Here is a 24,321-nt window from a genome sequence, read left to right as displayed (position 1 = left end):
GATCGATAACGTCCCGGAGCGGCCCGGCGCCCGCTACTCTGGTCGGACGTGACCCGCGGCACATTCACGAGGCATGCCGCAGTAAGCGGTTCCTGGCGCAATGAGCCCTCGTGAAAAACGCCGACGAGAATTGGCCGACCCCGCCGGAGACAAGTCCCGAGGTCATGGCCGTGGAGCCGGTTCAGAACCGGGATGATTCCCGTGAATCGCTGACCGAATAGGCCCTTGTTGTTCATACGGGAAACGGTTAGACGAAACATCTTCTGAACACGTGTCGTATAAACTCCGCGAACAAGGCAGAAGGTTGGCGCCCCGGTCCCGGAACCTGCCGTCGAGCGACGCGCGGCAGGCCGCACCCATGCTCACGGAACCCGGCCCGGCCTCTTGACCCCGAGAGCTGACAGCGCCGTCCGCCCCCGCCCCGCCCTCGCGCCACCAGTGCCTGTCGAATGAGAGGCGACCCACCATGCCGCTGCATGTCCCCCCGGCTCCCGCGCCCGCCCTGCGCTCCGTTCTCACGGCACTCGGTTCCCCCACCGCAGTCCGCGAGGCCAAGACCCCGTCCCTGCGCGCGGCCCAGGGGCCCGCGACACCCGAACTCCCGTTGCCTCTGCATGTGTTGGACCGCGTCTCCGAGGACGGCACGGCCGTCACCCGGCTGGCCGGATGGCGATTCCTGATCCGCTGCGGGGACCGCGCGGTCGCCGCGGCCGAGACGATGCTGACGCCCGACGGCTGGGCGTTCTCGCACTTCTTCGAGGGGCCGTACATCGCCTCCACCGAGCGGGCGCTGCGCCAGGCCGAGAACATGAAGGGCGCCCACCAGCCGCGCCTGCTCTCCGTGCCCGGCCTCTACATGCTCACGCTCTGGCTGCACGGTGACCTCACGGCGGACGGCGCCGGCGGCCACCCCGCCGCGACCGATCTGCTGGTCCCGCTGGCCCCCGCGCCGCCCGGCATCGCGGCCCATCGTCCGCACCGGGTCGCCGAGTTGCTGCCGGTGCTGACCCACCGGGTGACTCCCGCGCCCCTGCTCGGTTCACCCGCCTGACATTCCCCTTCGTCACCCCCCGTACCCCGCCGCCGAATTCCCGGCAGCGGGGTACGATCGCGTTTCCGGCCCTTTTACGCTCGTAACGCTCGTACGAGCCGGGAATAGGGATGAACCGTCCGCGCGGGTGATGCGTCATCAACCTGTGAGAAGCGGTGCCGCTAAATCCCTGCGGATTGACGCCCGTGGGGCAACACTGGGTTCGGACCGACTCAACACCACGGGGGACGGACATGACCACGACAGAGCGAGAGACCCCACCCATGTGCAAGCACCAGCCGCCGTGTCCCACAGCCGAATCCGCCGACCGGGAATCCGCCCGCCTCATGGCGCACCACCCGGAGCAGGGCTGGAGCCTGCTGTGCAACGGCGTTCTCCTGTTCGAGGACACCGGTGAGCTCCTGCCCGACGGCCAGATCATCGCCCCGCACCGCCAAGTGGTCACAGCGGCCTGAGCATTTCGGGAACTGAGGGGCCGGACGCACGACTTCCACGGTGCGCACCGGCCCCGACGCATTTCCCGGGTCACTCACTCCCCGTAGTCGTTTGCTGTCCGAGCGCCGACCGCAGCGCGTAATAGGCCGGTTTCGGATTCAGCAGTTCGTCCCACGGAAGTGCCGCCCCTTCGCCGGGGAAGACGGCCGGAATCCACGAATACTTGTCCGTGTAGTCCCAGATGGTCACCCCGACACATCTGCGCACCGCGAGGCACGCCCCCGTCAGGTCCCGGTACCAGGCGGCCTGCTCGGCCGACTTGGCGTCCGTCGCCGGAAGTTGCATCCGGACGTCGACCTCGGTGAGCGCGGTGTCCAGGCCGAGGCGGGAGAAGCGCCGGAGGTTGTCCTCCAGGGTCGTCGGATAGCCGTACTGGAGCGCCAGGTGCGCCTGGAAGCCGACGCCGTCGAGCGGGACGTGCCGGGCCTTCAGCTGCTTGGCGAGGGCGTAGTAGGCGTCGCTCTTCGGGCCCGTCGCCTCGATGTTGTAGTCGTTGACGTACAACTTGGCGTGCGGGTCGACCTGGTGGGCCCAGCGCAGGGCGTCGGCGATGTAGCCGGGGCCGAGCGTCCGGTACCAGAGGGTGTCGCGGTAGGTGCCGTCCTCGTTGAACGCCTCGTTGACGACGTCCCAGGAGTAGACCTTGCCGCGGTAGTGCCGCACTTCGGTGGTGATGTGCTTCTTCAGTACGGCCCTCAGTTCCGTCGCCGTCCAGGTGCGGGACGTGAGCCAGTCGGGCAACTGGCTGTGCCAGACCAGGGTGTGGGCCCGGACCCGCTGGTGGTGCGCGCGGGCGAGGTCGACGATCTGGTCGCCGTTCGTCCAGTCGAAGACGCCCTGTTGCGGCTCGGTGGCGTACCACTTCATGCCGTTGCCCGGGGTGATCATGTCGAACTCGCTGCCGAGGATCTTCGTGTACGCGGTGTCGGTCAGCTCGGGGTTGTCGGTGGCGCTGCCGAAGTAACGCCCGTGGCGCTCGGCGAGTTGGGCGAGGGTGGGCTGCTTTTCGTGGGCCTGGGCGGGTGTGCCGCCGGCGATGCCCGCGGCGATCAGGACGGCGGCGAGGGCGCCGGCGAGTCTCATTCCGGTTCTGGGCATGGTGCGACTCCTGTCCATGGATGAGCGGTGCGTGAGGTTGCGCCCGTACGGGTGAGGGTCGAAACTTTCGGTGCCGGTCCGGAAAGATGTGCTACCGCGGCTGGTAGTCGAACCAGTCGAAGGCCGCCCCGCCTTCGGCCGCGTACATGCCGATCACACGACCGGTGAAGCCCCCGGCGACCTGCGTGGAGAGATAGCGGCCGTCCAACTCCGCGAGTTCCACGGCTCCTTCGGGGCTCTCCACCGAGAAGGTGAGGGTGTCGGGGCCGCGGGTGTCGGCGCCGGTCGCGGTGATGTCGACGGTCAGGGTGACCGGGCCCGGCCCCACCGGGTGCTCCGCGAGCCGCTGCCGTACGGTACCGATCCGCGCGACGACGCCGGCCACTCCCCCGGCGATCTCGATGTCGTAGTGATGGGCGTCGTCCATGCGGACGGAGAGGCCGGCGCGGCCGGAGCCGGGGTCGATCCGGGTGGACGCGCGGCAGTCGGGGTGCTGTTGGCGGCGGCCGAGGAACACCGGGCCGGACCGGGCGTCGAGGGTCAGCCAGCCGGGGCGTTCGGTCAGCGACCAGTTGTCGTCCGGCCGGCTGCGCGGGGAGATCCAGGAGAAGGCGAGGCTCTGGGCGTCGAAGTCGTCGCGCACCGGCGGGAGTTCGAAGGGGTGCCAGGCGGCCGGTGCCGGGTGCCGTTCCCGCACCGGGCCGACCCGGGGCCAGCCGTCGGCCCATTCCACCGGGGTCAGGAAGGTCTCGCGGCCCAGGACGTGGAAGCCGGGGAAGGAGCCCCGGGGGCGGGTGCCGAGGAGGACCATCCACCAGGTGCCGTCGGGGGCGGTGACCAGGTCGGCGTGGCCGGTGCTCTGGACGGGGAGGTCGGTGCTGCGGTGGGAGAGGACGGGGTTCGCGGGGGCCGGTTCCCAGGGGCCGCGCGGGGAGCGGGCGCGGGCGATGGAGACGCTGTGGCCGTGTGCGGTGCCGCCCTCGGCGAGCAGCAGGTACCACCAGTCGCCGATGCGGTAGAGGTGCGGGGCCTCCGGGTGCTGGAGTCCGGTGCCGGACCAGGCCGGAAGCGGGCCCTCCAGGACCTTGCCGGTCTCCGGGTCGATACGGGCCACCTGCACCCCGGCGACCGCGCACCAGCAGTTGCCCTCCTCGTCCCAGGCCAGGTCGGGGTCGATGCCCGGCACATCGACGAAGACGGGGTCCGACCAGGGGCCCTCGGGGCGGTCGGCGGTGACGATGAAGGTGCCCTTTCCCCGCACGTCGGTGGTGATCAGGTGGAAGCGGCCGTCGTGGTGGCGGAGGGTCGGGGCGTAGATGCCGGCCGAGGCGGGGGTGTCGGCCGGGAGGTCCAACTGCCCTGGCCGATCGAGGGCGTTGCCGATCTGCCGCCAGTGGACCAGGTCACGGCTGTGGAAGAGCGGGACGCCGGGGAAGTACTCGAAGCTGGAGCACGCGAGGTAGTAGTCCTCGCCGACCCGGCACACGCTGGGGTCGGGGTGGAAGCCGCCGATGACCGGGTTGTCGTAGGTCCGCATGTGGTCCCGCCCCTCCGTCCGGCCCGGGTTCGAAAGTTTCGGGACGATTGACGAACATTACGGAGCCGGACTGTAGGTGGATCCTTCGGCGGGGGCAAGGGTGGGCGCGGGGGTGAGGTGGAGGCTGAGGACCATCGTGAGGCCGCCGCCGGGGGTGTCCTCGGCGCCGAGGGTGCCGCCGAGAGCTTCGGTGAAGCCGCGGGCGACCGCCAGGCCGAGGCCGACTCCGGCTCCGCGCGGGGCGTCGCCGTAGCGCTGGAAGGGTTCGAAGATGCGGTTCTTGGCGTCGTCGGGGACGCCGGGGCCGCGGTCGACGACGCGGATCTCGACCCGGTCGGCGATGGCACTTGCCGTGACCAGTACGGGAGTTCGCTCCGGGCTGTACTTCACCGCGTTCTCGACGATGTTGGCGACGGCGCGTTCCAGGAGGCCCTTGTCGACGGGGACCATGGGGAGGCTCTCGGGGATGTCGAGTTCGACGCTGTCCTCGGGGACGCCGCCCAGGGCCATCGGGATCACCTCGTCGAGGTCCGCCTCGCGGATGATCGGGGTGACCGTGCCGGTCTGGAGGCGGGACATGTCGAGGAGGTTGCCGACGAGGTTGTCGAGGCGGTCGGCGCCGTCCTCGATGCCCTCCAGCAGCTCGGCCTGGTCCTCGTCCGACCACGCGACGTCCTCGGAGCGGAGCGAGGACACCGCCGCTTTGATGCCGGCGAGCGGGGTGCGCAGATCGTGGCTCACGGCCGCCAGGAGCGCGGTGCGGATGCGGTTGCCCTCGGCCAACGCCCTTGCCTGGTCGGCCTCTTCGCGGAGGCGGCGGCGGTCCAGGACCACGGCGGCCTGTGCGGCGAAGGCGGCGAGGACGCGGCGGTCCTCGGCCGGGAGGACGCGGCCGGAGAGGGCGAGGGCCATGTGGTCGCCGACCGGTACGTCGACGTCCGCGTCCTCCGGGTTCCGGCAGGGGCGGGGTCCCACGCTGCCCGCGCAGGTCCAGGGGTCGACGTCGCTCGCGCGCTCCAGCAGGGCTGCGGACTCCATGCCGAAGGTCTCCCGGACCCGTTCGAGGAGCGCCTCCAAGCTGGTCTCGCCGCGCAGCACATTGCCCGCGAGGTAGGACAGGATCTCGGACTCGGCGCGCAGCCGGGCCGCCTGGTGGGTGCGGCGGGCCGCGAGATCGACCACCGAGGCGACCGACACCGCGACGGCCACGAAGATCGCGATGGCGACGATGTTCTTGGGGTCGGCGATGGTGAAGGTGTGGACGGGCGGGGTGAAGTACCAGTTCAGGAGCAGCGATCCGACCGCCGCCGAGGCCAGTGCGGGGAGGAGTCCGCCGAGCAGGGCCGCCGCTACCGTCAGGGACAGGTAGAGCAACATGTCGTTGGCCAGGCCGACTTCGGGGGCGACGCCGCTCAACAGCCAGGTGAGCAGCAGCGGTCCGGCGATTCCGGCCAGCCAGCCCCAGACGATCCGGGCCCGCCCGAGCCGTGTGCCCCGGTTCACGGGCAGTCCGCGTCCCTTGCCCGCCTCGGCGTGGGTGATGAGGTGGACGTCGAGGTCGGGGCCGGAGTCCCGGGCGACCGTGGAGCCGACGCCGGGCCCGAAGACGTACTGCCAGCCCTTGCGGCGGGAGACCCCGAGGACGATCTGGGTGGCGTTGACGCCGCGCGCGAAGTCCAGCAGGGCCGCCGGGATGTCCTCGCCGACGACATGGTGGAAGGTGCCGCCCAAGTCCTCGACGAGGGCGCGCTGTTGGGCGAGTTCCTTCGGGGAGGCCGAGGTCAGGCCGTCGCTGCGGGAGATGTAGACCGCCAGCACCTCGCCGCCCGCGCCCTTTTCGGCCAGGCGCGCGGCCCTGCGGATGAGGGTGCGGCCCTCGGGTCCGCCGGTCAGGCCCACGACGATCCGCTCGCGAGAGCCCCAGATCGCCGAGACGCGGTGTTCGCTGCGGTACTCCTGGAGGTAGGCGTCGACCCGGTCGGCGAGCCAGAGCAGCGCCAACTCCCGTAGCGCGGTGAGGTTTCCGGGCCGGAAGTAGTTGGAGAGGGCCGCGTCGACCTTGTCCGGTTTGTAGATGTTGCCGTGGGCCATCCGGCGCCGTAGCGCGGGAGGTGACATGTCGACCAGCTCGATCTGGTCGGCGCGGCGGACGACCTCGTCGGGGACGGTCTCCTGCTGGCGGACGCCGGTGATGGACTCGACGATGTCGCCCAGGGACTCCAGGTGCTGGATGTTGACGGTCGAGATCACGTCGATGCCCGCCGCGAGGAGTTCCTCGATGTCCTGCCAGCGCTTGGCGTTGCGGGAGCCGGGGATGTTGGTGTGCGGCAGCTCGTCGACGAGGGCGACCTCGGGGTGGCGGGCGAGGACCGCGTCGACGTCCATCTCGGTGAACGTCGTGTCCCGGTAGGCGAGTTCACGGCGCGGGATCTCCTCCAGGCCGTGCAGCATCACCTCGGTGCGGGGCCTGTTGTGGTGTTCCACGAAGGCGACCACGCAGTCGGTGCCCCGCTCGATCCGCCGGTGCGCCTCGGACAGCATTGCGTACGTCTTGCCGACGCCCGGTGCCGCGCCGAGGTAGATCCGGAGCTTGCCGCGTCCCATGTCATCCTTCGAAGCGGTAGCCCATGCCGGGCTCGGTGATCAGATAGCGGGGGCTCGACGGGTCCCCTTCCAGCTTGCGGCGCAACTGGGCCATGTAGACCCGGAGATAGTTGGTCTTGTTGCTCTGGGTCACCCCCCACACCTCCTGGAGCAGGTACTTCTGGGTGATCAGGCGGCCGGGGTTGGTGACCAGGATCTCCAGCAGATGCCACTCGGTGGGGGTGAGCCGGATGTCGTGTCCGGCGCGCGTGGCTTTCTTGGCCAGCAGGTCGATGGTGAAGTCGTCGGTGGTGACGAGGGTGGTCGTCGGGGCGAGCGGCACGTCCTCGACGCGGCGGACGGCGGCCCGCAGCCGGGCGAGGAGTTCGTCCATGCTGAACGGCTTGGTGATGTAGTCGTCGGCGCCCGCGTCGAGGGCGGCGACCTTCTCGTCGGAGGCCTGCCGGGCCGACAGCACCAGGATCGGGACCCGGGTCCAGCCGCGCAGTGCCTTGATGACGTCGACGCCGTCCATGTCGGGCAGTCCGAGGTCGAGCATCACGACGTCCGGCTGTCGCATGGCGGCGAGCCGGAGCGCGGTGGCGCCGTCGGGGGCCGCGTCGACGCCGTACTGCCGAGCCTGCATGTTGATCACGAGGGCCCGTACGAGCTGCGGATCGTCCTCCACCACCAGCACCCGTGTCATGGGGGTGTGCCTTTCGTGTGGTCCCTGGCATGGCGGTGGGAGTCGGCGGCTCCGGGTTCCCTTCCGGGCCGCCGGCTCCCCTGCCGGTCGTGTAACGCCATCAGCTCTTCGTCACAAGGGACTTGAGCGCGATGTTGAGCTCCAGCACGTTCACCGTCGGCTCGCCGATGAAGCCGAGGGTGCGGCCGTCGGTGTGCTCGTCGACCAGCTTCCGCACCTGGGCGACGGACAGGCCGTTCTTCTCGGCGACGCGGTGGACCTGGAGGTCCGCGTAGGCCGGGGAGATGTCCGGGTCGAGGCCGGAGCCGGAGGACGTGACCGCGTCGGCGGGCACCTGGGACGCCCTGACCGTGTAGCCGGGCACCGAGTTGTCCTTGATGACGGCGGCCTTGGCGTCCTTCACCTGCTGGACGAGGACCTTGCTGTCGGCGGAGAGGTTGGTGGCGCCGGACAGGATCAACGAGTACCGCGTGTTGACGCTGTTGGTGCCGAGACCGTTCTGCGGCCGGCCCTGGAACCACTTCAGGTCCGGGTCCGGGGTCTCCTGCCCCCTCTTCGACGGCAGGTTGTACGACTGCCCGATGAGGGACGAGCCGGCGACCTTGCCGTCCGCCTTGATCTCCGAGCCGTTCGCCTTGCCGGAGAAGATCCCCTGCGCGATGCCGGTGACGGCCAGCGGGTAGATGACGCCGGTCACCAGGGTCAGCACGAGCAGGGCGCGCAGGCCCGCCCAGAGCAACCGGGCTGTGTTGGATACCGAGTTGTTCATGCCGATCAGCACGCTTTCGAAGAGTTACAGCCCGGGGACGAGGGAGATGAGGAGGTCGATGATCTTGATGCCGATGAAGGGGGCGATCAGGCCGCCGATGCCGTAGATCGCGAGGTTGCGGCGGAGCATCCTGTCGGCGCTGACCGGCCGGTACTGCACGCCCCGCAGGGAGAGCGGGACCAGCGCGATGATGACCAGCGCGTTGAAGATGACCGCGGAGAGGATCGCGGAGTCGGGCGAGGCCAGGTGCATGATGTTGAGCTTGTCCAGGCCCGGGTAGACGGCCGCGAACAGCGCCGGGATGATCGCGAAGTACTTCGCGACGTCGTTGGCGATGGAGAACGTCGTCAACGCACCCCGGGTGATGAGGAGTTGCTTGCCGATCTCGACGATCTCGATGAGCTTGGTCGGGTTCGAGTCGAGGTCGACCATGTTGCCGGCCTCCTTCGCGGCCGACGTGCCCGTGTTCATCGCCACGCCGACGTCCGCCTGCGCGAGCGCGGGGGCGTCGTTGGTGCCGTCGCCGGTCATCGCGACCAGCTTGCCGCCGGCCTGCTCCCGCTTGATGAGGGCCATCTTGTCCTCGGGAGTGGCCTCCGCGAGGAAGTCGTCGACACCAGCCTCGTCCGCGATCGCCTTGGCGGTCAGCGGGTTGTCGCCGGTGATCATGACGGTCTTGATGCCCATGCGGCGCAGTTCCTCGAACCGCTCGCGCATGCCGGTCTTGACGACGTCCTTGAGGTGGATGACGCCCAGCACCCGTGCGCCGTCGGTGTCTTCGACCGCCACGAGCAGCGGGGTGCCGCCGGCCGCGGAGATCCGGTCGGTGAGCGCGCCGGCGTCCTCGGACACCTCGCCGCCCCGCTCGCGGACCCAGGTGACGACCGAACCGGCCGCACCCTTGCGGATCTTGCGCCCGTCCACGTCGACGCCGGACATCCGGGTCTGCGCGGTGAAGGCGATCCACTCGGCCTGGGACAGCTCGCCCTGGTGGCGCTCCCGCAGGCCGTACTTCTCCTTCGCCAGGACGACGATGGAGCGGCCTTCGGGCGTCTCGTCGGCCAGCGAGGAGAGCTGGGCGGCGTCGGCGACCTCGGCCTCGGTGGTGCCGGTGACCGGCACGAACTCGGAGGCCTGACGGTTGCCGAGGGTGATGGTGCCGGTCTTGTCGAGCAGCAGCGTCGACACGTCGCCTGCGGCCTCGACCGCCCTGCCGGACATGGCCAGTACGTTCCGCTGCACCAGCCGGTCCATGCCCGCGATGCCGATCGCGGAGAGCAGGGCGCCGATCGTCGTCGGGATCAGACAGACCAGCAGGGCGACCAGCACGATCATCGTGAGGTGGGTGCCCGCGTAGTCCGCGAACGGCGGCAGCGTGGCACAGGCCAGCAGGAAGACGATGGTGAGGGACGCCAACAGGATGTTCAGCGCGATCTCGTTGGGCGTCTTCTGCCGGGCGGCGCCCTCGACGAGGGCGATCATCCGGTCGATGAAGGTCTCGCCGGGCTTCGTCGTGATCTTGATGACGATGCGGTCGGAGAGGACCTTCGTGCCACCGGTGACGGCCGAGCGGTCGCCGCCGGACTCGCGGATGACGGGCGCGGACTCACCGGTGATCGCCGACTCGTCGACGGACGCGACGCCCTCCACGACGTCACCGTCGCCGGGGATGATGTCCCCGGCCTCGCACACCACCAGGTCGCCGATGCGCAGTTCGGTGCCGGGGATCTGTCCCTCGGCCGTGCCGTCGAGGCGCCGGGCCACCGTGTCGGTCTTGGCCTTGCGCAGGGTGTCGGCCTGCGCCTTGCCGCGGCCCTCGGCGACGGCCTCGGCCAGGTTGGCGAAGATGACGGTCAGCCACAGCCAGGCGCTGATCGTCCAGCCGAACCAGTCGCCCGGGTCCTTGAAGGAGAAGACGGTGGTCAGCACCGAGCCGATCCACACCACGAACATGACGGGCGACTTGACCATCACCCGCGGGTCGAGCTTGCGGCAGGCGTCGGGCAGGGACTTGACCAGTTGCTTCGGGTCGAACAGACCCGCGCCGACACGTCCCTCTTCCTTGTGACCGGTGGGCACATCGCTGTGCGGCGCCCTGGTCGGAGTGGCTGTGGACATCGAGTCCTCTTGGTTGTCTGTGCGGGTGCTCATGACGCCAGCCCCTCGGCCAGCGGTCCCAGCGCCAGGGCCGGGAAGTAGGTCAGACCGGTGATGATGAGGATCGCCCCCACCAGCAGGCCGGTGAACAGCGGCTTCTCGGTGCGCAGAGTGCCCGCGGTGACCGGCACCGGCTTCTGCTCGGCGAGCGAGCCGGCCAGCGCCAGCACGAACACCATCGGCAGGAAGCGGCCGAACAGCATCGCGAGCCCGGTCGTCGTGTTGAACCAGTCGGTGTTCGCGTTGAAGCCCGCGAACGCCGAGCCGTTGTTGTTCGCGGCGGAGGTGAAGGCGTACAGCACCTCGGAGAAGCCGTGCGCGCCGGAGTTCAGCATCGAGTGCGGCGGGGTCGGCAGCGCCATGGAGGCCGCCGCGAAGACCAGCACCAGGGCCGGGGTGATCAGGATGTAGCAGGCCGCGAGCTTCATCTCGCGGGTGCCGATCTTCTTGCCCAGGTACTCGGGCGTACGGCCGACCATCAGTCCGGCGATGAACACCGCGATGACCGCCATGATCAGCATGCCGTAGAGGCCGGAGCCGGTACCACCGGGTGCGATCTCGCCCAACTGCATGCCCAGGATGGTGATTCCGCCGCCGAGGCCGGTGAACGAGGAGTGGAAGGAGTCCACCGCGCCCGTCGAGGTCAGGGTGGTCGACACCGCGAAGATCGAGGAGGCGCCGACGCCGATGCGCTGCTCCTTGCCCTCCATCGCACCGCCGGCGGCCTGGAGCGCCGCGCCGTGGTGGGCGAACTCGGTCCACATCATCAGGGCGACGAAGCCGACCCAGATGGTGGCCATGGTGGCGAGGATCGCGTAGCCCTGCTTGATCGAGCCGACCATCACGCCGAAGGTGCGGGTCAGCGCGAACGGGATCACCAGCAGCAGGAAGATCTCGAACAGGTTCGTGAACGGGGTCGGGTTCTCGAAGGGGTGGGCGGAGTTGGCGTTGAAGTAGCCGCCGCCGTTGGTGCCCAGCTCCTTGATGGCCTCCTGCGAGGCGACCGCGCCGCCGTTGAACTGCTGGTGGCCGCCCATGAACTGGCCGACCTCATGGATACCGGAGAAGTTCTGGATGGCACCGCAGGCCACCAGCACGAGGGCCGCGAGGACCGACAGCGGGACCAGGATGCGGATCGTGCCGCGCACCAAGTCGGCCCAGAAGTTGCCGAGTTCACCGGTGCGGGAGCGCGCGAAGCCCCGGACGAGAGCGACCGCGACGGCGATGCCGACGGCCGCGGAGACGAAGTTCTGCACGGCGAGACCGGCGGTCTGCACGACGTGACCCATGGTCTGCTCGCCGTAGTACGACTGCCAGTTGGTGTTCGTCACGAAGGAGACGGCCGTGTTGAAGGACTGCGCCGGGTTGACCGAGGAGAAGCCCAGCGAGCCGGGCAGGATGCCCTGGAGGCGCTGGAGGAGATAGAGGAAGAGGACGCCGACGGCCGAGAAGGCGAGTACGCCGCGCAGATACGCGGGCCAGCGCATCTCGGTGTTCGGGTCGGCACCGATGCCCTTGTAGATCCACTTCTCGACGCGCAGGTGCTTGTCGGAGGAGTAGACCCTGGCCATGTAGGTGCCGAGGGGGACGTAGACGAGCGCCAGCGCCGCTATGAGGGCGATCAGCTGGAGCACGCCGGCGAGGACGGGACCCATACGCTACTCAGAACCTCTCCGGGAAGATCAGGGCGAGGACGAGATAGCCCAGCAGGGCGACGGCCACGACGAGGCCGACGATGTTCTCGGCGGTCACAGCTTCGTCACCCCCTTGGCGACGAGGGCCACCAGCGCGAAGACCGCGATCGTGGTGACGACGAAGGCCAGATCGGCCATCGTGAGCTCCTGGAATGAGGTGCGAATGGAACGGACGCTTAGAGGTAACCGCGCCCCTGACCGGATTCGACCGCCGTTGACGGGTCCCTTACGGCGGCGCACACGCCTTTGACGGGACTCTTACGGCGCTGCCGCGAACGGCCCGCGGGCACGGTTCCGCGGCGGTGCCGCGAGCCCGGTTCACGGCGTCGACCCGCGCCCCGGCCTCGGAACAGCCGGAACCGCAGCCGGCAGATCACGGCGTCCGTGTCCCGCCGTACGGGCTCCGCCTCGGCGATCAGGACGGTGACCCGGGCGTCCGGTTGCGCGGCCGGGGCGTCCCGTACACGGGCGGCCCAGCGAACGGCGCTCGCAGGCGGGCCGGCCGTGTGACCGGCGCGACCGCCCGTGATCACCCGCCGCCGCGACGGCGTCAAGAAGCACCGGCCGCCCGTCAGAGTCCCGTCAAGGCCCGGGCTTCGTACGTCCGGAGTGCCTACCGTCGCCACCATGGGACGCCCCGACGACGCACACGCGCAGGCATACGGCCACGCGTCCGCGCACGACCGCCTGTGGCGGCGGGACCTGCGGGACGCGTTCCGCTGCGCGGGCGCGCTGCTCGTACTCCTGCTGGTCGTCGACCGCTTGACCGGGCACGTCACGCTCTGGCGCGGCGCGCTCTGGCTCGCCCTGGCCGTGCTGCTCTTCGTGGTGCTGTACCCGGCCCGGGTCCGGGCGGGCGAGGGCTGGCTGTCCTCCCGCGGGCTGCTGCGCGAGCGGTGCGTCCGCACCGACCGGCTGGTGTCCGTGCGCTGTCTCGACGGGATCTCTCAGCGACTGGTGCTGCGCGATGAGTTGGGCGGCCGGGTGGAGATCGACCCCGATGTGCTGGTGACCAACCCGGACCTGTGGCACCGCGTCTCCGAGGACTCCCGCCGCTCCCTCGACTCCGGCACTCTCACCTGCGGGGCGACGGCGCTGCGGCGGATCGCGGAGCGCGTCGAGCGGGAGACCGCGGAGACCGTGTTCAAGGTGTCCGGCCTGGAATAGCGGGGACCGTGTTCAAGGTGTCGAGGCCGGAGCAACGGCCGCGGGCCGAATTCACGGTGTCCGGTGGGGTGTTGGGCCGGCCGTCGCCGGGTCCGGCCGGCTCCCCCGGTCGGCCTGCGGAAGGGACACCACCATGGTCAGACCGCCCCCCGGCGTGTCCTCGGGGGTGAGGCTCCCGTTCATCGCCTCGGTGAGGCCGCGCGCGAGGGCGAGGCCCAGTCCGAGCCCGGTGGTGTTGTCCGTGTCGCCGAGCCGCTGGAAGGGCTCGAAGAGGCGTTCGCGCCCGGTGGTCGGCAGCCCGGGCCCTCGGTCCACGACCCTCAGCTCCACCCGCCCGCCCAGCGCGCTGGCGGTGACCATGACGCGCCGCCCGGCCGGGGTGTGCCGCGCCGCGTTGCCGACCAGGTTGGCGATCACGCGCTCCAGCAGCGGCGGATCGACGAGCACCGGCGGGATCGGCTCCACGCCCCGCAGATCCACATCGGGCACGTCCGCGAGGGCCATCGGCAGCACCTCCTCCAGGCTGGTGACACGGAGGTTCAGCGGCAGGACGCCCGCTTCGAGGCGGCTCAGGTCGAGGAGGTTCTCCAGGAGCCGGCTGAGCTTGGCCATGGACTCGTCGGCGGTGGCGAGGAGCTCGTCCCGGTCCTCCTCCGAGAACTCGACGTCCCGCCCGCGCAACGAGGTCACCGCCGCCCACCCCGCCGCGAGCGGGGTCCGCAGATCGTGTCCCACCGCCCGCAGCAGCGCCGTACGCAGGCGGTCGGCGGCCTTCACCGGCTCTATCTCGGCGGCGGCCTCGGCGAGTTGGGCGCGTTCGACGGCGGAGCCGACATGCGCGGCGAAGGCGGCGAGCACCCGGCGCTCCGAGGAGGAGAGGGTGCGTCCGCGCAGGACGAGGTAGGCGCCGGGGCCCGCGGGGACGCTGGTGACGGTGGTGACGGCCTCGTGGTCCGGTGGTGCGCCCACGAGTTCCGCCGAGTCGGTGCCGAAGGTCTCGCGGGTGCGTTCCAACAGGGCCGGGATCGTCTGGCCGCCCCGCACGATGCTGCCCGCGAGGGACGACATCGTCTCGGCCTCGGCGGTGGCACGTGCCGAGCGCCGGGAGAGCCGTAGCGAACGGTCGACGACGGCGGCCACGGTCGCGGCCACGACCGTGAACACCCCCTGGGCAAGAAGGGCGTTGGGGTCGTTCAGGGTGAACTGACCGATGGGCGGGATGAACCAGTAGTTCAGCAGCAGCGAGGCCGTGACCGACGCGATGACCGCCGAGGCGACACCGCCGATGCAGGCGACCCCGACCACCGCGAGCAGGAACAGCAGGGCCTCGCTGGTGAGGTTGACCGTGCCGCGCACCTGGGCGAGACAGACGGTGAGCAGCACCGGCAGCACGAGTCCCGCCACCGGTCCGGCGATCAGGCGTGCCGTGGACAGCGTGCGGCGACGGGACGGCAGCAGGGTGCCGCGTCCGGCGCGCTCGTGGGTGACCCGGTGGACGTCGATGTCACCGGAGAGTTCGGTGACCGTCTCGCCCGTGCCGGGACCGGTGAGGAACCGCTCGAGTCGGCCCCGGCGGCTGGTGCCGAGGACGAGTTGGGTGGCGTTCTCGGTGCGGGCGAAGTCGACCAGGGCGGTGGCGACGCCGTCGCCGACCACCGAGTGGTAGCTGCCGCCGAGGTCCTCGACGAGGCGCCGCTGCCGGGCGAGCGAGGCGTGCGAGACCCCGGCGGCCAGTCCGTCGCTGCGGGCCACGTGCACGGCGAGCAGATCGCCGCCGACGGACCGCGCGGCGATGCGGGCGGCCCGCCGGATCAGCGTGTCGCCCTCGGGGCCGCCGGTGAGGGCGACGACCACCCGTTCCCGGGTCTCCCACACGCCGCCGATCGCGTGCTCGGCGCGGTAGGTGTGCAGGGCCTCGTCGACCCGGTCGGCGACCCACAGCAGCGCCAACTGCCGTAGGGCGGTGAGGTTTCCGGGCCGGAAGTAGTTGGCGAGGGCCGCGTCGATCTTCTCCGGCGCGTAGATGTTGCCGTGCGCCATCCGTCGCCGCAGTCCCTCGGGAGGCATGTCGATCAGCTCGATCTGCCGGGCCCGGCGTACGACGTCGTCGGGCACCGTCTCGTGCTGCGGCACCCCGGTGATCTTCTCGACGACGTCCTTGAGGGAGGCCAGGTGCTGCACGTTGACGGCGGTGACGACGTCGATGCCGGCGGCGAGCAGCACGTCGATGTCCTGCCACCGCTTGGCGTTGCGCCCGCCGCCGGGGACGTTGCTGTGCGCGAACTCGTCGACGAAGGCGACCTCCGGGCGGCGCGCGAGCACCGCGGAGAGGTCCATCTCCTCGAAGTACCCGCCCCGGTAGGCGCACGGGGACCGGGGCACCACCTCGAGCCCGTCGAGCATCGCCTCGGTCAGCGGACGCCCGTGGCACTCGGCGAACCCCACCACCACATCGGCGCCGCGAGCGGCCCGCCGCCGTGCCTCGTCGAGCATGCGGTAGGTCTTGCCGACACCCGGGGCCGCCCCGAGGTAGACCTTCAGTCGCCCGCGTCGTACGTCGTTCATCGCCTCCCAGACAAGCGCCCCACAGCCGCGCGGACCGGCTTCTTGACGCGTCTCTGGCGTCGCCCGCGGGGACGTTGACACTGTCTTGACGGCGCCCGGCCGGGTTAGGGTGTGCGCGGTGTGCCGGGAAGTCTGGTCGGCGGGGAGTCCACATGGGCTCGTCCAAGCCCCAGGGGGACGGCATGCGCGGCGTCGGTACGGTTCTGGCACTCGTGGTTCTGGCGACGCTGGTCGCGACGTTCGCCCGCCGCTGGCGCATCCCCGCGCCCTCCCTCCTCGTGGTCGCCGGTCTCGCCGTGGCCCTGCTGCCGGGCACCCCGGCGATCGTGATCAGCCCGGACGTGATCGCCCTGGTCGTCCTGCCGCCGCTGCTGTACGCCAGCGCCGAGGACATGTCGTGGCGCGAGCTGAAGGCGGTGTGGAAGCCGGTCGGCATCCTCGCGATCGGCCTGGTCCTCGCCTCCGCGGCGGCCGTCGGCTGGGTGGCGTCGACGGTGACCCCGCTGTCCTGGCAGATGGCGCTCGTGCTCGGCGCGGTCCTAGCGAGCACCGACCCGGTGGCCGTCACCGCGCTGGGCCGCCGGCTCGCGCTGCCGCCCCGGGTCCAGGTCCTCGTGCAGGCCGAGTCCCTGTTCAACGACGCGACCTCGCTGGTGCTGTTCCGGGTCGCGGTGAGCGTGGCGGTGGCCTCGGCGGCGGCCGACTGGGGCGCCGCGGGCGGGGAGTTCCTCGTGCTCGCGGGCGGCGGCACGGTCATCGGGGCGGCCGTCGCCTCCGTCGTCACCCTGATCCGGCGGCGCACCGAGGACCCGGTCCTGGAGACGGTGATCTCCCTGGTCACGCCGTACGCGGCCTACGTCCTCGCCGAGGGCGCCCACACCTCGGGCGTGACCTCGGTGGTCGTCGCGGGCGTCGTCCTCGGCGGTCGCGGCGACCGGCTCACCAACGCCCGCATACGGCTCCAACTGCACGCCGTCTACGGCACGGTGGTGTTCCTGCTGGAGAGCGTGGTCTTCTCGCTGATCGGCCTCGCACTGCCCGCCCAGGTGCGGGCGCTGTCCGACGGCGACCGGGCATGGCCGCTGTACGCGCTCGCGGTGGCGGCCACCCTGATCGCCGTACGACTGCTGTGGCTCGCGCCGCTGTCGGCGGTCGTGCAGCGCAAGGGCGGGGTGCACAGGGTGAATTGGCGGGTGCCGATGGTGCTGACCTGGGCGGGCACCCGGGGTGTCCTGCCGCTGGCGGCGGCCCTGTCGATCCCGGAGGTCACCAAGTCCGGCGCCACCCTGCCCGACCGCCCCCTCGTCCTGGTCCTCACGACCTCGGTCGTGGTCGTCACCCTCGTCGTCCAGGGCTTCACCCTCGCGCCGGTCGTCCGCCGCTCGGGCATCGCCCTCGAACCCGACCACACGGAACGCGAAGAGGCCTCCGCCCGCTGCCGGTTGGCCGACGCGGGCATCCGCCGCCTCGACGAACTCGCCGAGCTGGAAGCCGTACCGGACGTCGTCCTCGACCGCCTCCGCCGCGGCCTCAACGCCCGCCTCGACGACGCCCGCGACCGCCTCTCCGACCCCAACGACCAAGCACCACAAGCAGAATCGGCCGACCTCGTCTACCGCCAGCTCCGCCGCGACCTGATCGCCGTAGAGACAGTCGAACTACAGCGCCTCTACGACAACCACACCATCAGCGACACGACCCGCCGCCGCCTCCAACGCTCCCTGGACCTGGAAGAGGCAAGGCTGACAGACGCGTAACAGCAAAGACACGAGGATCGAAAGCGCGGCCTCCCCGGGAACCCCGCAAGGCCGACACCCCTCAGGGGCGCGAGGAACTGCGCGACCAGCCACAGACAACCCGCACCCGCCCCCCAACAGACCCCCCCACCCCCCTAGGCGACAAACCCCCCGCCCCCCGTAACGCTGGGTATCCACCACCCCCACCCAACCCCGCACGGCCCCATACAGCCCAACACACCCCCAACCAGCCCCGTCCCCCCTTCCCTGACGCACCCCCTCCCCGAACCCGGCCAGTCTTAACGCAAGATTGACGCCCGTCGCCCCCACATCCATGGGCCCACGCGTCACTCTCCGCTTACGCTGGTGCCGCCGTCCGCGTGATGGCCAGAGCCCACACGCTGACCCGCACCTCAGGAGCACGCCGATGGTCACGACCGAACACCCTCCCAGTCGTCTGCGCGCCTGGATGCTGGAGGGCCTGGCCGACATGGGCAAGGGCAGCCACCAGGTCGCGCAGACCGCACCGGAACCCCAGCAGCACGCCCACCAGGGCCAGCGCTGGTGGCGCGTGATGTGCCTGACCGGTGTCGACTACTTCTCCACCCTCGGCTACCAGCCGGGCATCGCCGCCCTGGCCGCCGGCCTGCTCTCCCCCGTCGCGACGATCGTGCTCGTGGTCGTCACCCTCGCCGGCGCCCTCCCCGTGTACCGCCGCGTCGCCGAGGAGAGCCCCCACGGCGAGGGCTCCATCGCGATGCTGGAACGGCTGCTGTCGTTCTGGAAGGGCAAGCTGTTCGTCCTGACCCTGCTCGGGTTCGCGGCGACGGACTTCCTGATCACGATCACCCTGTCCGCGGCGGACGCCTCCACCCACCTGGTGGAGAACCCGCACCTGACGAGCGTCCTGCACGACAAGCAGATGCTGATCACGCTCATCCTGGTCGCCCTGCTCGGCGCGGTGTTCCTCAAGGGCTTCCTGGAGGCGATCGGCGTCGCCGTGTACCTGGTCGCGGCCTACCTCAGCCTCAACGTCGTCGTCGTGGTCGTCGGCCTGTGGCACGTGGTCACCCACGGGCACGTGGTCACCGACTGGAGCAGCGCGCTGACCACCGAGCACGGCAACGTCTTCGCGATGATCGGCGTCTCCCTGCTGGTCTTCCCGAAGCTGGCGCTGGGCCTGTCCGGTTTCGAGACCGGCGTGGCCGTCATGCCGCACGTCGAGGGCGACCCGGACGACACCCACGACAACCCCAAGGGCCGTATCCGCGACACCAAGAAGCTGCTGACGACCGCCGCGCTCATCATGAGCGTGTTCCTGATCGCGACCAGCTTCATCACCACGGTGCTGATCCCGGAGAACGAGTTCAAGGCGGGCGGCCAGGCCAACGGCCGCGCGCTGGCCTATCTCGCGCACGAGTACCTGGGCAACGGCTTCGGCACGGTCTACGACCTGTCGACCATCGCGATCCTCTGGTTCGCCGGCGCCTCCGCGATGGCCGGTCTCCTGAACCTGATGCCGCGCTACCTCCCCCGCTACGGCATGGCCCCGCACTGGGCCCGCGCGGTCCGCCCGATGGTGATCGTCTTCACCCTGATCGCGTTCCTGGTCACCTGGATCTTCGACGCCAGCGTCGACGCGCAGGGCGGCGCCTACGCCACCGGCGTCCTCGTCCTCATGTCCTCGGCGGCGATCGCGGTGACCATCGCGGCCCGCCGCGCCCAGCAGCGCAACTGGACCGTCGTCTTCGGCGTCGTCTCCGCGGTCCTTCTCTACGTCACCGTCGTGAACGTCATCGAACGCCCCGACGGTGTGAAGATCGGCGCCTGCTTCATCGCCGGCATCATCCTGGTCTCCCTGCTGTCCCGGCTGGCCCGCGCCTTCGAACTCCGCGTGACGAGCGTGCAGTTGGACCCCATGGCGGAACGATTCATCCGTGACATGGCCAGCCGGAAGATCCGCTTCGTCGCCAACGAGCCCGACCGCCGCGACAAGGTCGAGTACCGCGAGAAGATCGAGCAGATCCGCAACGACAACGACATCCCCGGCGAGGACTTCGTGTTCGTCGAGGTGACGGTCCTCGACGCCTCCGAGTTCGAGGCGGGCCTGACCGTGCGCGGCGAGGTCCTGCACGGCCGCTACCGCGTGCTGACCCTGGAGTCGTCCTCCATCCCCAACGCCCTGGCCGCGCTGATGCTCAGCGTCCGCGACGCGACGGGCCGCATCCCGCACATGTACTTCGAGTGGACCGAGGGCAACCCCTTCGCCAACTTCCTCCGCTTCTTCCTCTTCGGCCAGGGCGAGGTCGCCCCGGTCACCCGTGAGGTCCTCCGCGAGGCGGAACCGGACCGCGCCCGCCGCCCGCGCGTGCACACCGGCTGACCGGCACACCCCGCCCGCGCACACCGGCCGCCCCTCCGGAACCGCCCGGGCGGACGTCACCGTAAGAGCCGCGACAAAATCGGGCCCCGGTGTGTAAGAGCCCCGTCAGCGGCCCGCGCACCGCGCTCGGGGCGGCCTACCGTCGGCCTCATGCGGCACAGCACCCTCCCACCGGACCCGGCAGGCGACCGCCACTGGCGTGGCGACGCGCGGCTGGCGACGGGCTGCGCGCTCGGCTTCCTCGTCATGACCCTGGTGGTCGACGGGGAAGCCGGAACCCTCACCCTGACCCGCGCACTGCTGTGGTTCGCCCTGTCGGTCACGCTCCTCGCCGTCCTGCTCCCGCATCGCGTCACCGCGGGCCCCGGCTGGCTCGCCGTGGACAGCCCGCTGCTGCGGCGCACGGTGCACACGGACGCGCTGACCGTCGTACGGCAGTACGGCGATGTCTCCGCGCGCCTGCTGCTGCGGGACACGCACGGACAGTGGCTCGAACTGGACCCCCGCGTCCTGGTCGCCAACCCGCTGCTCTGGCACGAGCTGGACGCGGGCATGAGGCACTCGATGGAGCGCGGCACGCTGCGCCAGGGCACCGATGTCCTGCGTCACCTGGGTCGGCTGATCGACGACGAGACCGCCCGCTCGGTCCTCAGGGCGTCGGGGATCTCCTGACCGTCAGCGCTTCCGGCGCACCAGGACCTTCCCGAACCCCAGCTCTCCGGCGATCTCGATCCGCAGGTCGACGGGGACCCCCGGGTCGGCGGGGCCCCGTGTCTTGATCTTTCCGTAGCCGGTCACCAGGGAGTCGGTGTCGACGACGATGCCCGGCCGGATCAGCAGGACCAGCTTGCCCAGGTGCATGTCCAGGTCGATGCGCAGGGTGTCCTCGGTGATCACCGCCTGGGTGAAGTCCAGTGTCACGTCACCGAGGTGCGAGACGATCTCCAGCCGGCGCGGCACCACCCAGCCGTCGCCGCGTCGCGCGGAACCGCCGCGCTGCTCGATGCGGGCGACGTCCTTGACCTCGGCCGCGACCGCGCCGGCAGGCACCGGCAGGTCGGCCGTCAGGACCGCCAACTCCCCGAGGGTGCGGGCGGACAGGGCCGCCTCCACCCGCTCGTCGAGTTCCTCGGCGGTGAGTCTTCCGTCGCCGGCCGCGCCGGTCAGCACGTCCACGACGCGGTCCCGGTCCGCATGGGAGGCCCGCAACTCGGTCGTGCCCATCAGCTCACCCGACATGCCCTCACCCCGATCGATGGACTGACGTTATATCGCGTTATACCCCAGGGGCGGCCCCCCGTCCACCGCCTTGCGTTTCTGGCCCTAGGGTGACGCCTATGCAGTCCTACACAATCGGCCAGGCGGCGCGGCTGCTCGGCGTGAGTCCGGACACCGCGCGCCGGTGGGCGGACGCGGGCCGGGTGACGACCCACCGCGACGAGGGCGGGCGCCGGCTCATCAACGGCGTCGACCTGGCCGCGTTCTCCGTGGCGCTGGCCAAGGCGGGCGGCGTCGAGGAGGACACCTCGTACACCTCGGTGCGCAACGCGTTCCCCGGCATCGTCACCGCGATCAAGCTCGGCGACGTGGCGGCCCAGGTCGAGATCCAGGCGGGCCCGCACCGCCTCGTCTCCCTGCTGACCCGCGAGGCCGTCGAGGAACTCGGCCTGGAGGTCGGCATGGAGGCCACCGCACGGGTGAAGTCGACGAACGTGCACATCGACCGCGTGTGAGGCGTGCGGCGGCCCCCGTCCGTCACCGGGTCACGTGGTGACCGAGTAGGAGTGGGCGCCGGTCCCCGCGAGCGCCCCGCCGTCCACGATCAGATACTCGTCGCGGATCGGCCGCCCCGCGAAGAACGCCTCCAGGATCTCCCGCGTGCCCGCCGCGTACCGCGCCTGCGCGGACAGCGACGAACCCGAGATGTGCGGGGTCATCCCGTGGTGCGGCATCGTGCGCCACGGATGGTCCGCCGGAGCGGGCTGCGGGAACCACACGTCGCCCGCGTATCCCGCCAACTGCCCACTGCGCAGGGCCCGGTCGACCGCGTCCCGGTCCACGATCTTCGCCCGCGCGGTGTTGATGAGGTACGCGCCGCGCTTCATCCGCTCCAGCAGCTTGTCGCCGAACAGCCCCTCCGTCTCGGGGTGCAACGGCGCGTTGATCGTCACGACGTCGCAGTGCGGCACCATGTCCTCGGCGCTCTCGTGCCAGGTCAGCCCCAACTCCCGCTCCACGTCCCCGGAAAGCCGGTGCCGGTCGGTGTAGTGCAGCTTGACGTCGAAGGGCGCGAGCCGCCGCAGCACCGCGAGCCCGATCCGCCCGGCGGCGACCGTCCCGACGTGCATGCCTTCGAGGTCGTACGAACGGGCCACGCAGTCCGCGATGTTCCAGCCGCCGTCGAGCACCACCTGGTGGGACGGCAGGTAGTTGCGCACCAGGGACAGCGTCATCATCACGACGTGTTCGGCGACGCTGATGCTGTTGCAGTACGTCACCTCGGCGACCGTCACGCCGTGCGAGATCGCCGCGTCGAGGTCGACGTGGTCGGAGCCGATGCCGGCGGTGACCGCCAGCTTGAGGTTCCTGGCGGCGGCGATCCGCTCCGGGGTGAGGTACGCGGGCCAGAACGGCTGCGAGATCACGATGTCGGCGTCGACCAGTTCCCGGTCGAAGACCGAGCCCTCGCCGTCCTTGTCGGAGGTGACGACGAGGGTGTGCCCGGCCGCCTCCAGGTAGGCACGCAGGCCGAGTTCGCCGGAGACACTGCCGAGGAGATGGCCCGGGGTGAAGTCGACGCCCTCGGGGGTCGGGGTGGTCTGGCCGCCCGGGTAGTGGTCGATCACGGGCAGGTCGTCACGGGCGTACGAGGTCGGGTAACCGTCGGTGGGGTCGTCGTACAGGACACAGAGAACCTTGGCCATGTCGCGGCTCCTCAACTCCGTTGTCGGAAGGTGGACTTCACGATCCTCGGGGTGAATCGCCGTGGTCAAAGCGAACCTCGCTATGCCTGGATAGCCCGCTTCTATGAGCGGCCGTCACCCAGGTAGGTGTGCAGGAGCGCGTCGAGCGCGTCCCGTACTCCCGCCCCCCTGGCCACCTTCAACAGCGCGTCCGCCAGCACCGATTGGGGTTCGCTGCGGGCGACGACCAGTCCGACCCGGGGACCGTGCGCGGGCCCGTTCAGCGGTACGACCCGCATGCCGTCCGGCACGTCGAACATGTGCAGCCAGGCATGGGAGATCACGCTCGACCAACGGCCGCCCGGCAGCAGGGTGTAGAGCCCGGCGACGCTGTCCGACTCGACCGCCGGGGAGGCCGTCGCGCCCTCGGCGGCGAAGCACTCGTCGATGATGCGGCGGTTGCGCATCCGTGGGTTGAGGAGGCAGAGCGGAAGGGTGGCGGCCTGGGCCCAACTCGCCCTGGGGACACCGCCGAGCGGCCCGTCGACCGGTGTCAGCAGGACGTACCGCTCCTCGTAGAGCGGGAGGCGGCGGACGTTGCGGAGCGTGTCGTCGTCCAGGTAGGTCATCGCCGCGTCGAGCTCGAACTCGGCGAGCCCATGGGTGATGTCGACGGACGCGAGCGACTCCAGGGCGACCCTGGCCCGGGGGTGCCGCTCGCAGAACGGGGTGGTGAGGAGAGAGGCGGCGGGCAGCGCGGTCGGCACCACGCCGAGGCGCAGCGTGCCGGTCAGTCCGCCCCGCAGCGCGGACAACTCCTGGTGCAGCGCGTCCTGTTCGGCCAGGATGCGGTGCGCCCAGGCGAGCACGACCTCGCCCTCCGGGGTCAGCCCCTCGTACCGTCGGCCGCGCCGCACGATCGGGACGTCCAACTCGTGCTCCAGGCGCCGGATCGCGGCCGACAGCGAGGGCTGCGAGACGTAGCAGGCCGCCGCCGCACGCGCGAAGTGCCGCTCACGGGCCAGCGCGACCAGATACTCCAGCTGACGCAGCAACATGCCCAACCTCCCCTGGAACGTGCAGGTTAGGCGCTCTCCGTCCGGCACAACAGGGCTGCCACGGGTCGTCGACCCTCTTCGAGAACGTCCGCGTCGGGAGCGCGGCGCGGTGGAAGCGCAGCCTGTCCTTGCGGCGGACAGGGTCGAAGCCGGGACCCGCCGAGGACAGGACGTCGTAGAGACGAGGCCCTTCGAAGGGGTGCACCTGGGTGCCGCTGGTGGTGCACTCGAAGCTGACCCGCACCCGGTACAGCCCTCCCGTACAAACGCACATGCGCGCTCCTCAAGCCGATAGCACAGCTCATGCGATGTGACAGGAGACTTACACCTTGCAAATGCGGCAGTATCATCGCGGCACGGCCATTGCGGCCGGGCAAGGGCGCGACGATCCCTTATCGGCAGAATCAGAGGAGTAGAAC

General features: G+C 70.6%; 19 protein-coding genes. 7 read left to right on the top strand and 12 right to left on the bottom strand.

The window, feature by feature from the left end:
* The first annotated feature begins 466 nt into the window (after nucleotides 1-466).
* Both ACIRB1_RS37580 and ACIRB1_RS37575 read left to right on the top strand, forming a co-directional pair.
* Entirely contained in the window at nucleotides 467-1,051 is a 585-nt protein-coding gene (locus ACIRB1_RS37580) for a hypothetical protein (RefSeq protein WP_352179570.1), read from the top strand.
* 263 nt (nucleotides 1,052-1,314) lie between these two features.
* Entirely contained in the window at nucleotides 1,315-1,506 is a 192-nt protein-coding gene (locus ACIRB1_RS37575; protein WP_033283380.1) for a DUF5999 family protein, read from the top strand.
* A 70-nt stretch (nucleotides 1,507-1,576) separates the two neighbouring features.
* On the opposite strand, the gene ACIRB1_RS37570 is transcribed toward ACIRB1_RS37575, so the two are convergent.
* The 8 genes from ACIRB1_RS37570 to kdpF form a co-directional block, all read right to left on the bottom strand.
* Nucleotides 1,577-2,644, bottom strand: coding sequence for an endo-1,4-beta-xylanase (locus tag ACIRB1_RS37570; RefSeq protein WP_403468683.1), 1,068 nt, complete (start codon nucleotides 2,642-2,644; stop codon nucleotides 1,577-1,579).
* A 91-nt stretch (nucleotides 2,645-2,735) separates the two neighbouring features.
* Entirely contained in the window at nucleotides 2,736-4,181 is a 1,446-nt protein-coding gene (locus ACIRB1_RS37565; RefSeq protein ID WP_403468682.1) for a glycoside hydrolase family 43 protein, read from the bottom strand.
* Between the two features lie 57 nt (nucleotides 4,182-4,238).
* A complete protein-coding gene (locus tag ACIRB1_RS37560) occupies nucleotides 4,239-6,785 on the bottom strand; it encodes a DUF4118 domain-containing protein (RefSeq protein ID WP_403468681.1) in 2,547 nt (848 codons plus the stop codon).
* 1 nt (nucleotide 6,786) lies between these two features.
* Entirely contained in the window at nucleotides 6,787-7,470 is a 684-nt protein-coding gene (locus ACIRB1_RS37555) for a response regulator (protein WP_403468680.1), read from the bottom strand.
* Nucleotides 7,471-7,570: 100 nt separating this feature from the next.
* Nucleotides 7,571-8,239: a potassium-transporting ATPase subunit C gene (locus tag ACIRB1_RS37550; RefSeq protein WP_352179575.1), complete on the bottom strand. Its 669-nt coding sequence runs from the start codon at nucleotides 8,237-8,239 to the stop codon at nucleotides 7,571-7,573.
* Nucleotides 8,240-8,263: 24 nt separating this feature from the next.
* The gene (gene kdpB, locus ACIRB1_RS37545) at nucleotides 8,264-10,357 is read right to left on the bottom strand and encodes a potassium-transporting ATPase subunit KdpB (protein WP_403468766.1); all 2,094 of its coding nucleotides are present in this window, start codon (nucleotides 10,355-10,357) and stop codon (nucleotides 8,264-8,266) included.
* Nucleotides 10,358-10,386: 29 nt separating this feature from the next.
* Nucleotides 10,387-12,051 (bottom strand): potassium-transporting ATPase subunit KdpA, encoded by a 1,665-nt coding sequence (gene kdpA, locus ACIRB1_RS37540; RefSeq protein WP_403468679.1) that lies wholly within the window; start codon nucleotides 12,049-12,051, stop codon nucleotides 10,387-10,389.
* A gap of 7 nt (nucleotides 12,052-12,058) precedes the next feature.
* Complete coding sequence (kdpF, locus tag ACIRB1_RS37535; RefSeq protein ID WP_016434100.1) at nucleotides 12,059-12,148, bottom strand: K(+)-transporting ATPase subunit F; 90 nt, start codon at nucleotides 12,146-12,148, stop codon at nucleotides 12,059-12,061.
* Nucleotides 12,149-12,717: 569 nt separating this feature from the next.
* Here kdpF and ACIRB1_RS37530 point away from each other — a divergent pair.
* The gene (locus ACIRB1_RS37530; RefSeq protein ID WP_403468678.1) at nucleotides 12,718-13,257 is read left to right on the top strand and encodes a hypothetical protein; all 540 of its coding nucleotides are present in this window, start codon (nucleotides 12,718-12,720) and stop codon (nucleotides 13,255-13,257) included.
* A 51-nt stretch (nucleotides 13,258-13,308) separates the two neighbouring features.
* On the opposite strand, the gene ACIRB1_RS37525 is transcribed toward ACIRB1_RS37530, so the two are convergent.
* Entirely contained in the window at nucleotides 13,309-15,822 is a 2,514-nt protein-coding gene (locus ACIRB1_RS37525) for an ATP-binding protein (protein ID WP_403468677.1), read from the bottom strand.
* Between the two features lie 152 nt (nucleotides 15,823-15,974).
* Here ACIRB1_RS37525 and ACIRB1_RS37520 point away from each other — a divergent pair, with 152 nt between their 5' ends.
* From ACIRB1_RS37520 to ACIRB1_RS37510, 3 genes are all read left to right on the top strand, one after another.
* Nucleotides 15,975-17,579: a Na+/H+ antiporter gene (locus ACIRB1_RS37520; RefSeq protein ID WP_403468676.1), complete on the top strand. Its 1,605-nt coding sequence runs from the start codon at nucleotides 15,975-15,977 to the stop codon at nucleotides 17,577-17,579.
* A gap of 406 nt (nucleotides 17,580-17,985) precedes the next feature.
* Nucleotides 17,986-19,941 carry an amino acid transporter gene (locus ACIRB1_RS37515; RefSeq protein ID WP_403468675.1) on the top strand — a complete coding sequence of 652 codons (1,956 nt, stop codon included), beginning with the start codon at nucleotides 17,986-17,988 and terminating at the stop codon, nucleotides 19,939-19,941.
* Nucleotides 19,942-20,091: 150 nt separating this feature from the next.
* Entirely contained in the window at nucleotides 20,092-20,613 is a 522-nt protein-coding gene (locus ACIRB1_RS37510; protein ID WP_352179582.1) for a hypothetical protein, read from the top strand.
* Nucleotides 20,614-20,616: 3 nt separating this feature from the next.
* Here the strand turns inward: ACIRB1_RS37510 and ACIRB1_RS37505 are convergent, their stop codons facing one another.
* Nucleotides 20,617-21,180 (bottom strand): DUF1707 domain-containing protein, encoded by a 564-nt coding sequence (locus ACIRB1_RS37505; protein WP_403468674.1) that lies wholly within the window; start codon nucleotides 21,178-21,180, stop codon nucleotides 20,617-20,619.
* Between the two features lie 98 nt (nucleotides 21,181-21,278).
* On the opposite strand from ACIRB1_RS37505, the gene ACIRB1_RS37500 reads away from it, so the two are divergent.
* Nucleotides 21,279-21,674 carry a molybdopterin-binding protein gene (locus ACIRB1_RS37500; protein WP_328832740.1) on the top strand — a complete coding sequence of 132 codons (396 nt, stop codon included), beginning with the start codon at nucleotides 21,279-21,281 and terminating at the stop codon, nucleotides 21,672-21,674.
* 30 nt (nucleotides 21,675-21,704) lie between these two features.
* Here ACIRB1_RS37500 and ACIRB1_RS37495 read toward each other — a convergent pair whose 3' ends face one another.
* Together ACIRB1_RS37495 and ACIRB1_RS37490 are read right to left on the bottom strand one after the other, a co-directional pair.
* Complete coding sequence (locus ACIRB1_RS37495; protein ID WP_352179584.1) at nucleotides 21,705-22,865, bottom strand: NAD-dependent formate dehydrogenase; 1,161 nt, start codon at nucleotides 22,863-22,865, stop codon at nucleotides 21,705-21,707.
* Between the two features lie 101 nt (nucleotides 22,866-22,966).
* A complete protein-coding gene (locus ACIRB1_RS37490) occupies nucleotides 22,967-23,902 on the bottom strand; it encodes a LysR substrate-binding domain-containing protein (RefSeq protein ID WP_403468673.1) in 936 nt (311 codons plus the stop codon).
* Nucleotides 23,903-24,321: the final 419 nt, after the last annotated feature.

Origin of the sequence: Streptomyces sp. NPDC096013 (assembly GCF_044763565.1) — a bacterium.
GTDB lineage: Bacteria > Actinomycetota > Actinomycetes > Streptomycetales > Streptomycetaceae > Streptomyces.
This window is presented reverse-complemented; position numbering and strand designations above follow the sequence as displayed.

Bases quoted from the DNA above. Each gene is read 5' to 3' on its own strand.
- ACIRB1_RS37580 (WP_352179570.1), top strand. From the start codon at position 467: ATGCCGCTGCATGTCCCCCCGGCTCCCGCGCCCGCCCTGCGCTCCGTT.
- ACIRB1_RS37575 (WP_033283380.1), top strand. From the start codon at position 1,315: ATGTGCAAGCACCAGCCGCCGTGTCCCACAGCCGAATCCGCCGACCGG.
- ACIRB1_RS37570 (WP_403468683.1), bottom strand. From the start codon at position 2,644: ATGCCCAGAACCGGAATGAGACTCGCCGGCGCCCTCGCCGCCGTCCTG.
- ACIRB1_RS37565 (WP_403468682.1), bottom strand. From the start codon at position 4,181: ATGCGGACCTACGACAACCCGGTCATCGGCGGCTTCCACCCCGACCCC.
- ACIRB1_RS37560 (WP_403468681.1), bottom strand. From the start codon at position 6,785: ATGGGACGCGGCAAGCTCCGGATCTACCTCGGCGCGGCACCGGGCGTC.
- ACIRB1_RS37555 (WP_403468680.1), bottom strand. From the start codon at position 7,470: ATGACACGGGTGCTGGTGGTGGAGGACGATCCGCAGCTCGTACGGGCC.
- ACIRB1_RS37550 (WP_352179575.1), bottom strand. From the start codon at position 8,239: ATGAACAACTCGGTATCCAACACAGCCCGGTTGCTCTGGGCGGGCCTG.
- kdpB (WP_403468766.1), bottom strand. From the start codon at position 10,357: ATGTCCACAGCCACTCCGACCAGGGCGCCGCACAGCGATGTGCCCACC.
- kdpA (WP_403468679.1), bottom strand. From the start codon at position 12,051: ATGGGTCCCGTCCTCGCCGGCGTGCTCCAGCTGATCGCCCTCATAGCG.
- ACIRB1_RS37530 (WP_403468678.1), top strand. From the start codon at position 12,718: ATGGGACGCCCCGACGACGCACACGCGCAGGCATACGGCCACGCGTCC.
- ACIRB1_RS37525 (WP_403468677.1), bottom strand. From the start codon at position 15,822: ATGAACGACGTACGACGCGGGCGACTGAAGGTCTACCTCGGGGCGGCC.
- ACIRB1_RS37520 (WP_403468676.1), top strand. From the start codon at position 15,975: ATGGGCTCGTCCAAGCCCCAGGGGGACGGCATGCGCGGCGTCGGTACG.
- ACIRB1_RS37515 (WP_403468675.1), top strand. From the start codon at position 17,986: ATGGTCACGACCGAACACCCTCCCAGTCGTCTGCGCGCCTGGATGCTG.
- ACIRB1_RS37510 (WP_352179582.1), top strand. From the start codon at position 20,092: ATGCGGCACAGCACCCTCCCACCGGACCCGGCAGGCGACCGCCACTGG.
- ACIRB1_RS37505 (WP_403468674.1), bottom strand. From the start codon at position 21,180: ATGTCGGGTGAGCTGATGGGCACGACCGAGTTGCGGGCCTCCCATGCG.
- ACIRB1_RS37500 (WP_328832740.1), top strand. From the start codon at position 21,279: ATGCAGTCCTACACAATCGGCCAGGCGGCGCGGCTGCTCGGCGTGAGT.
- ACIRB1_RS37495 (WP_352179584.1), bottom strand. From the start codon at position 22,865: ATGGCCAAGGTTCTCTGTGTCCTGTACGACGACCCCACCGACGGTTAC.
- ACIRB1_RS37490 (WP_403468673.1), bottom strand. From the start codon at position 23,902: ATGTTGCTGCGTCAGCTGGAGTATCTGGTCGCGCTGGCCCGTGAGCGG.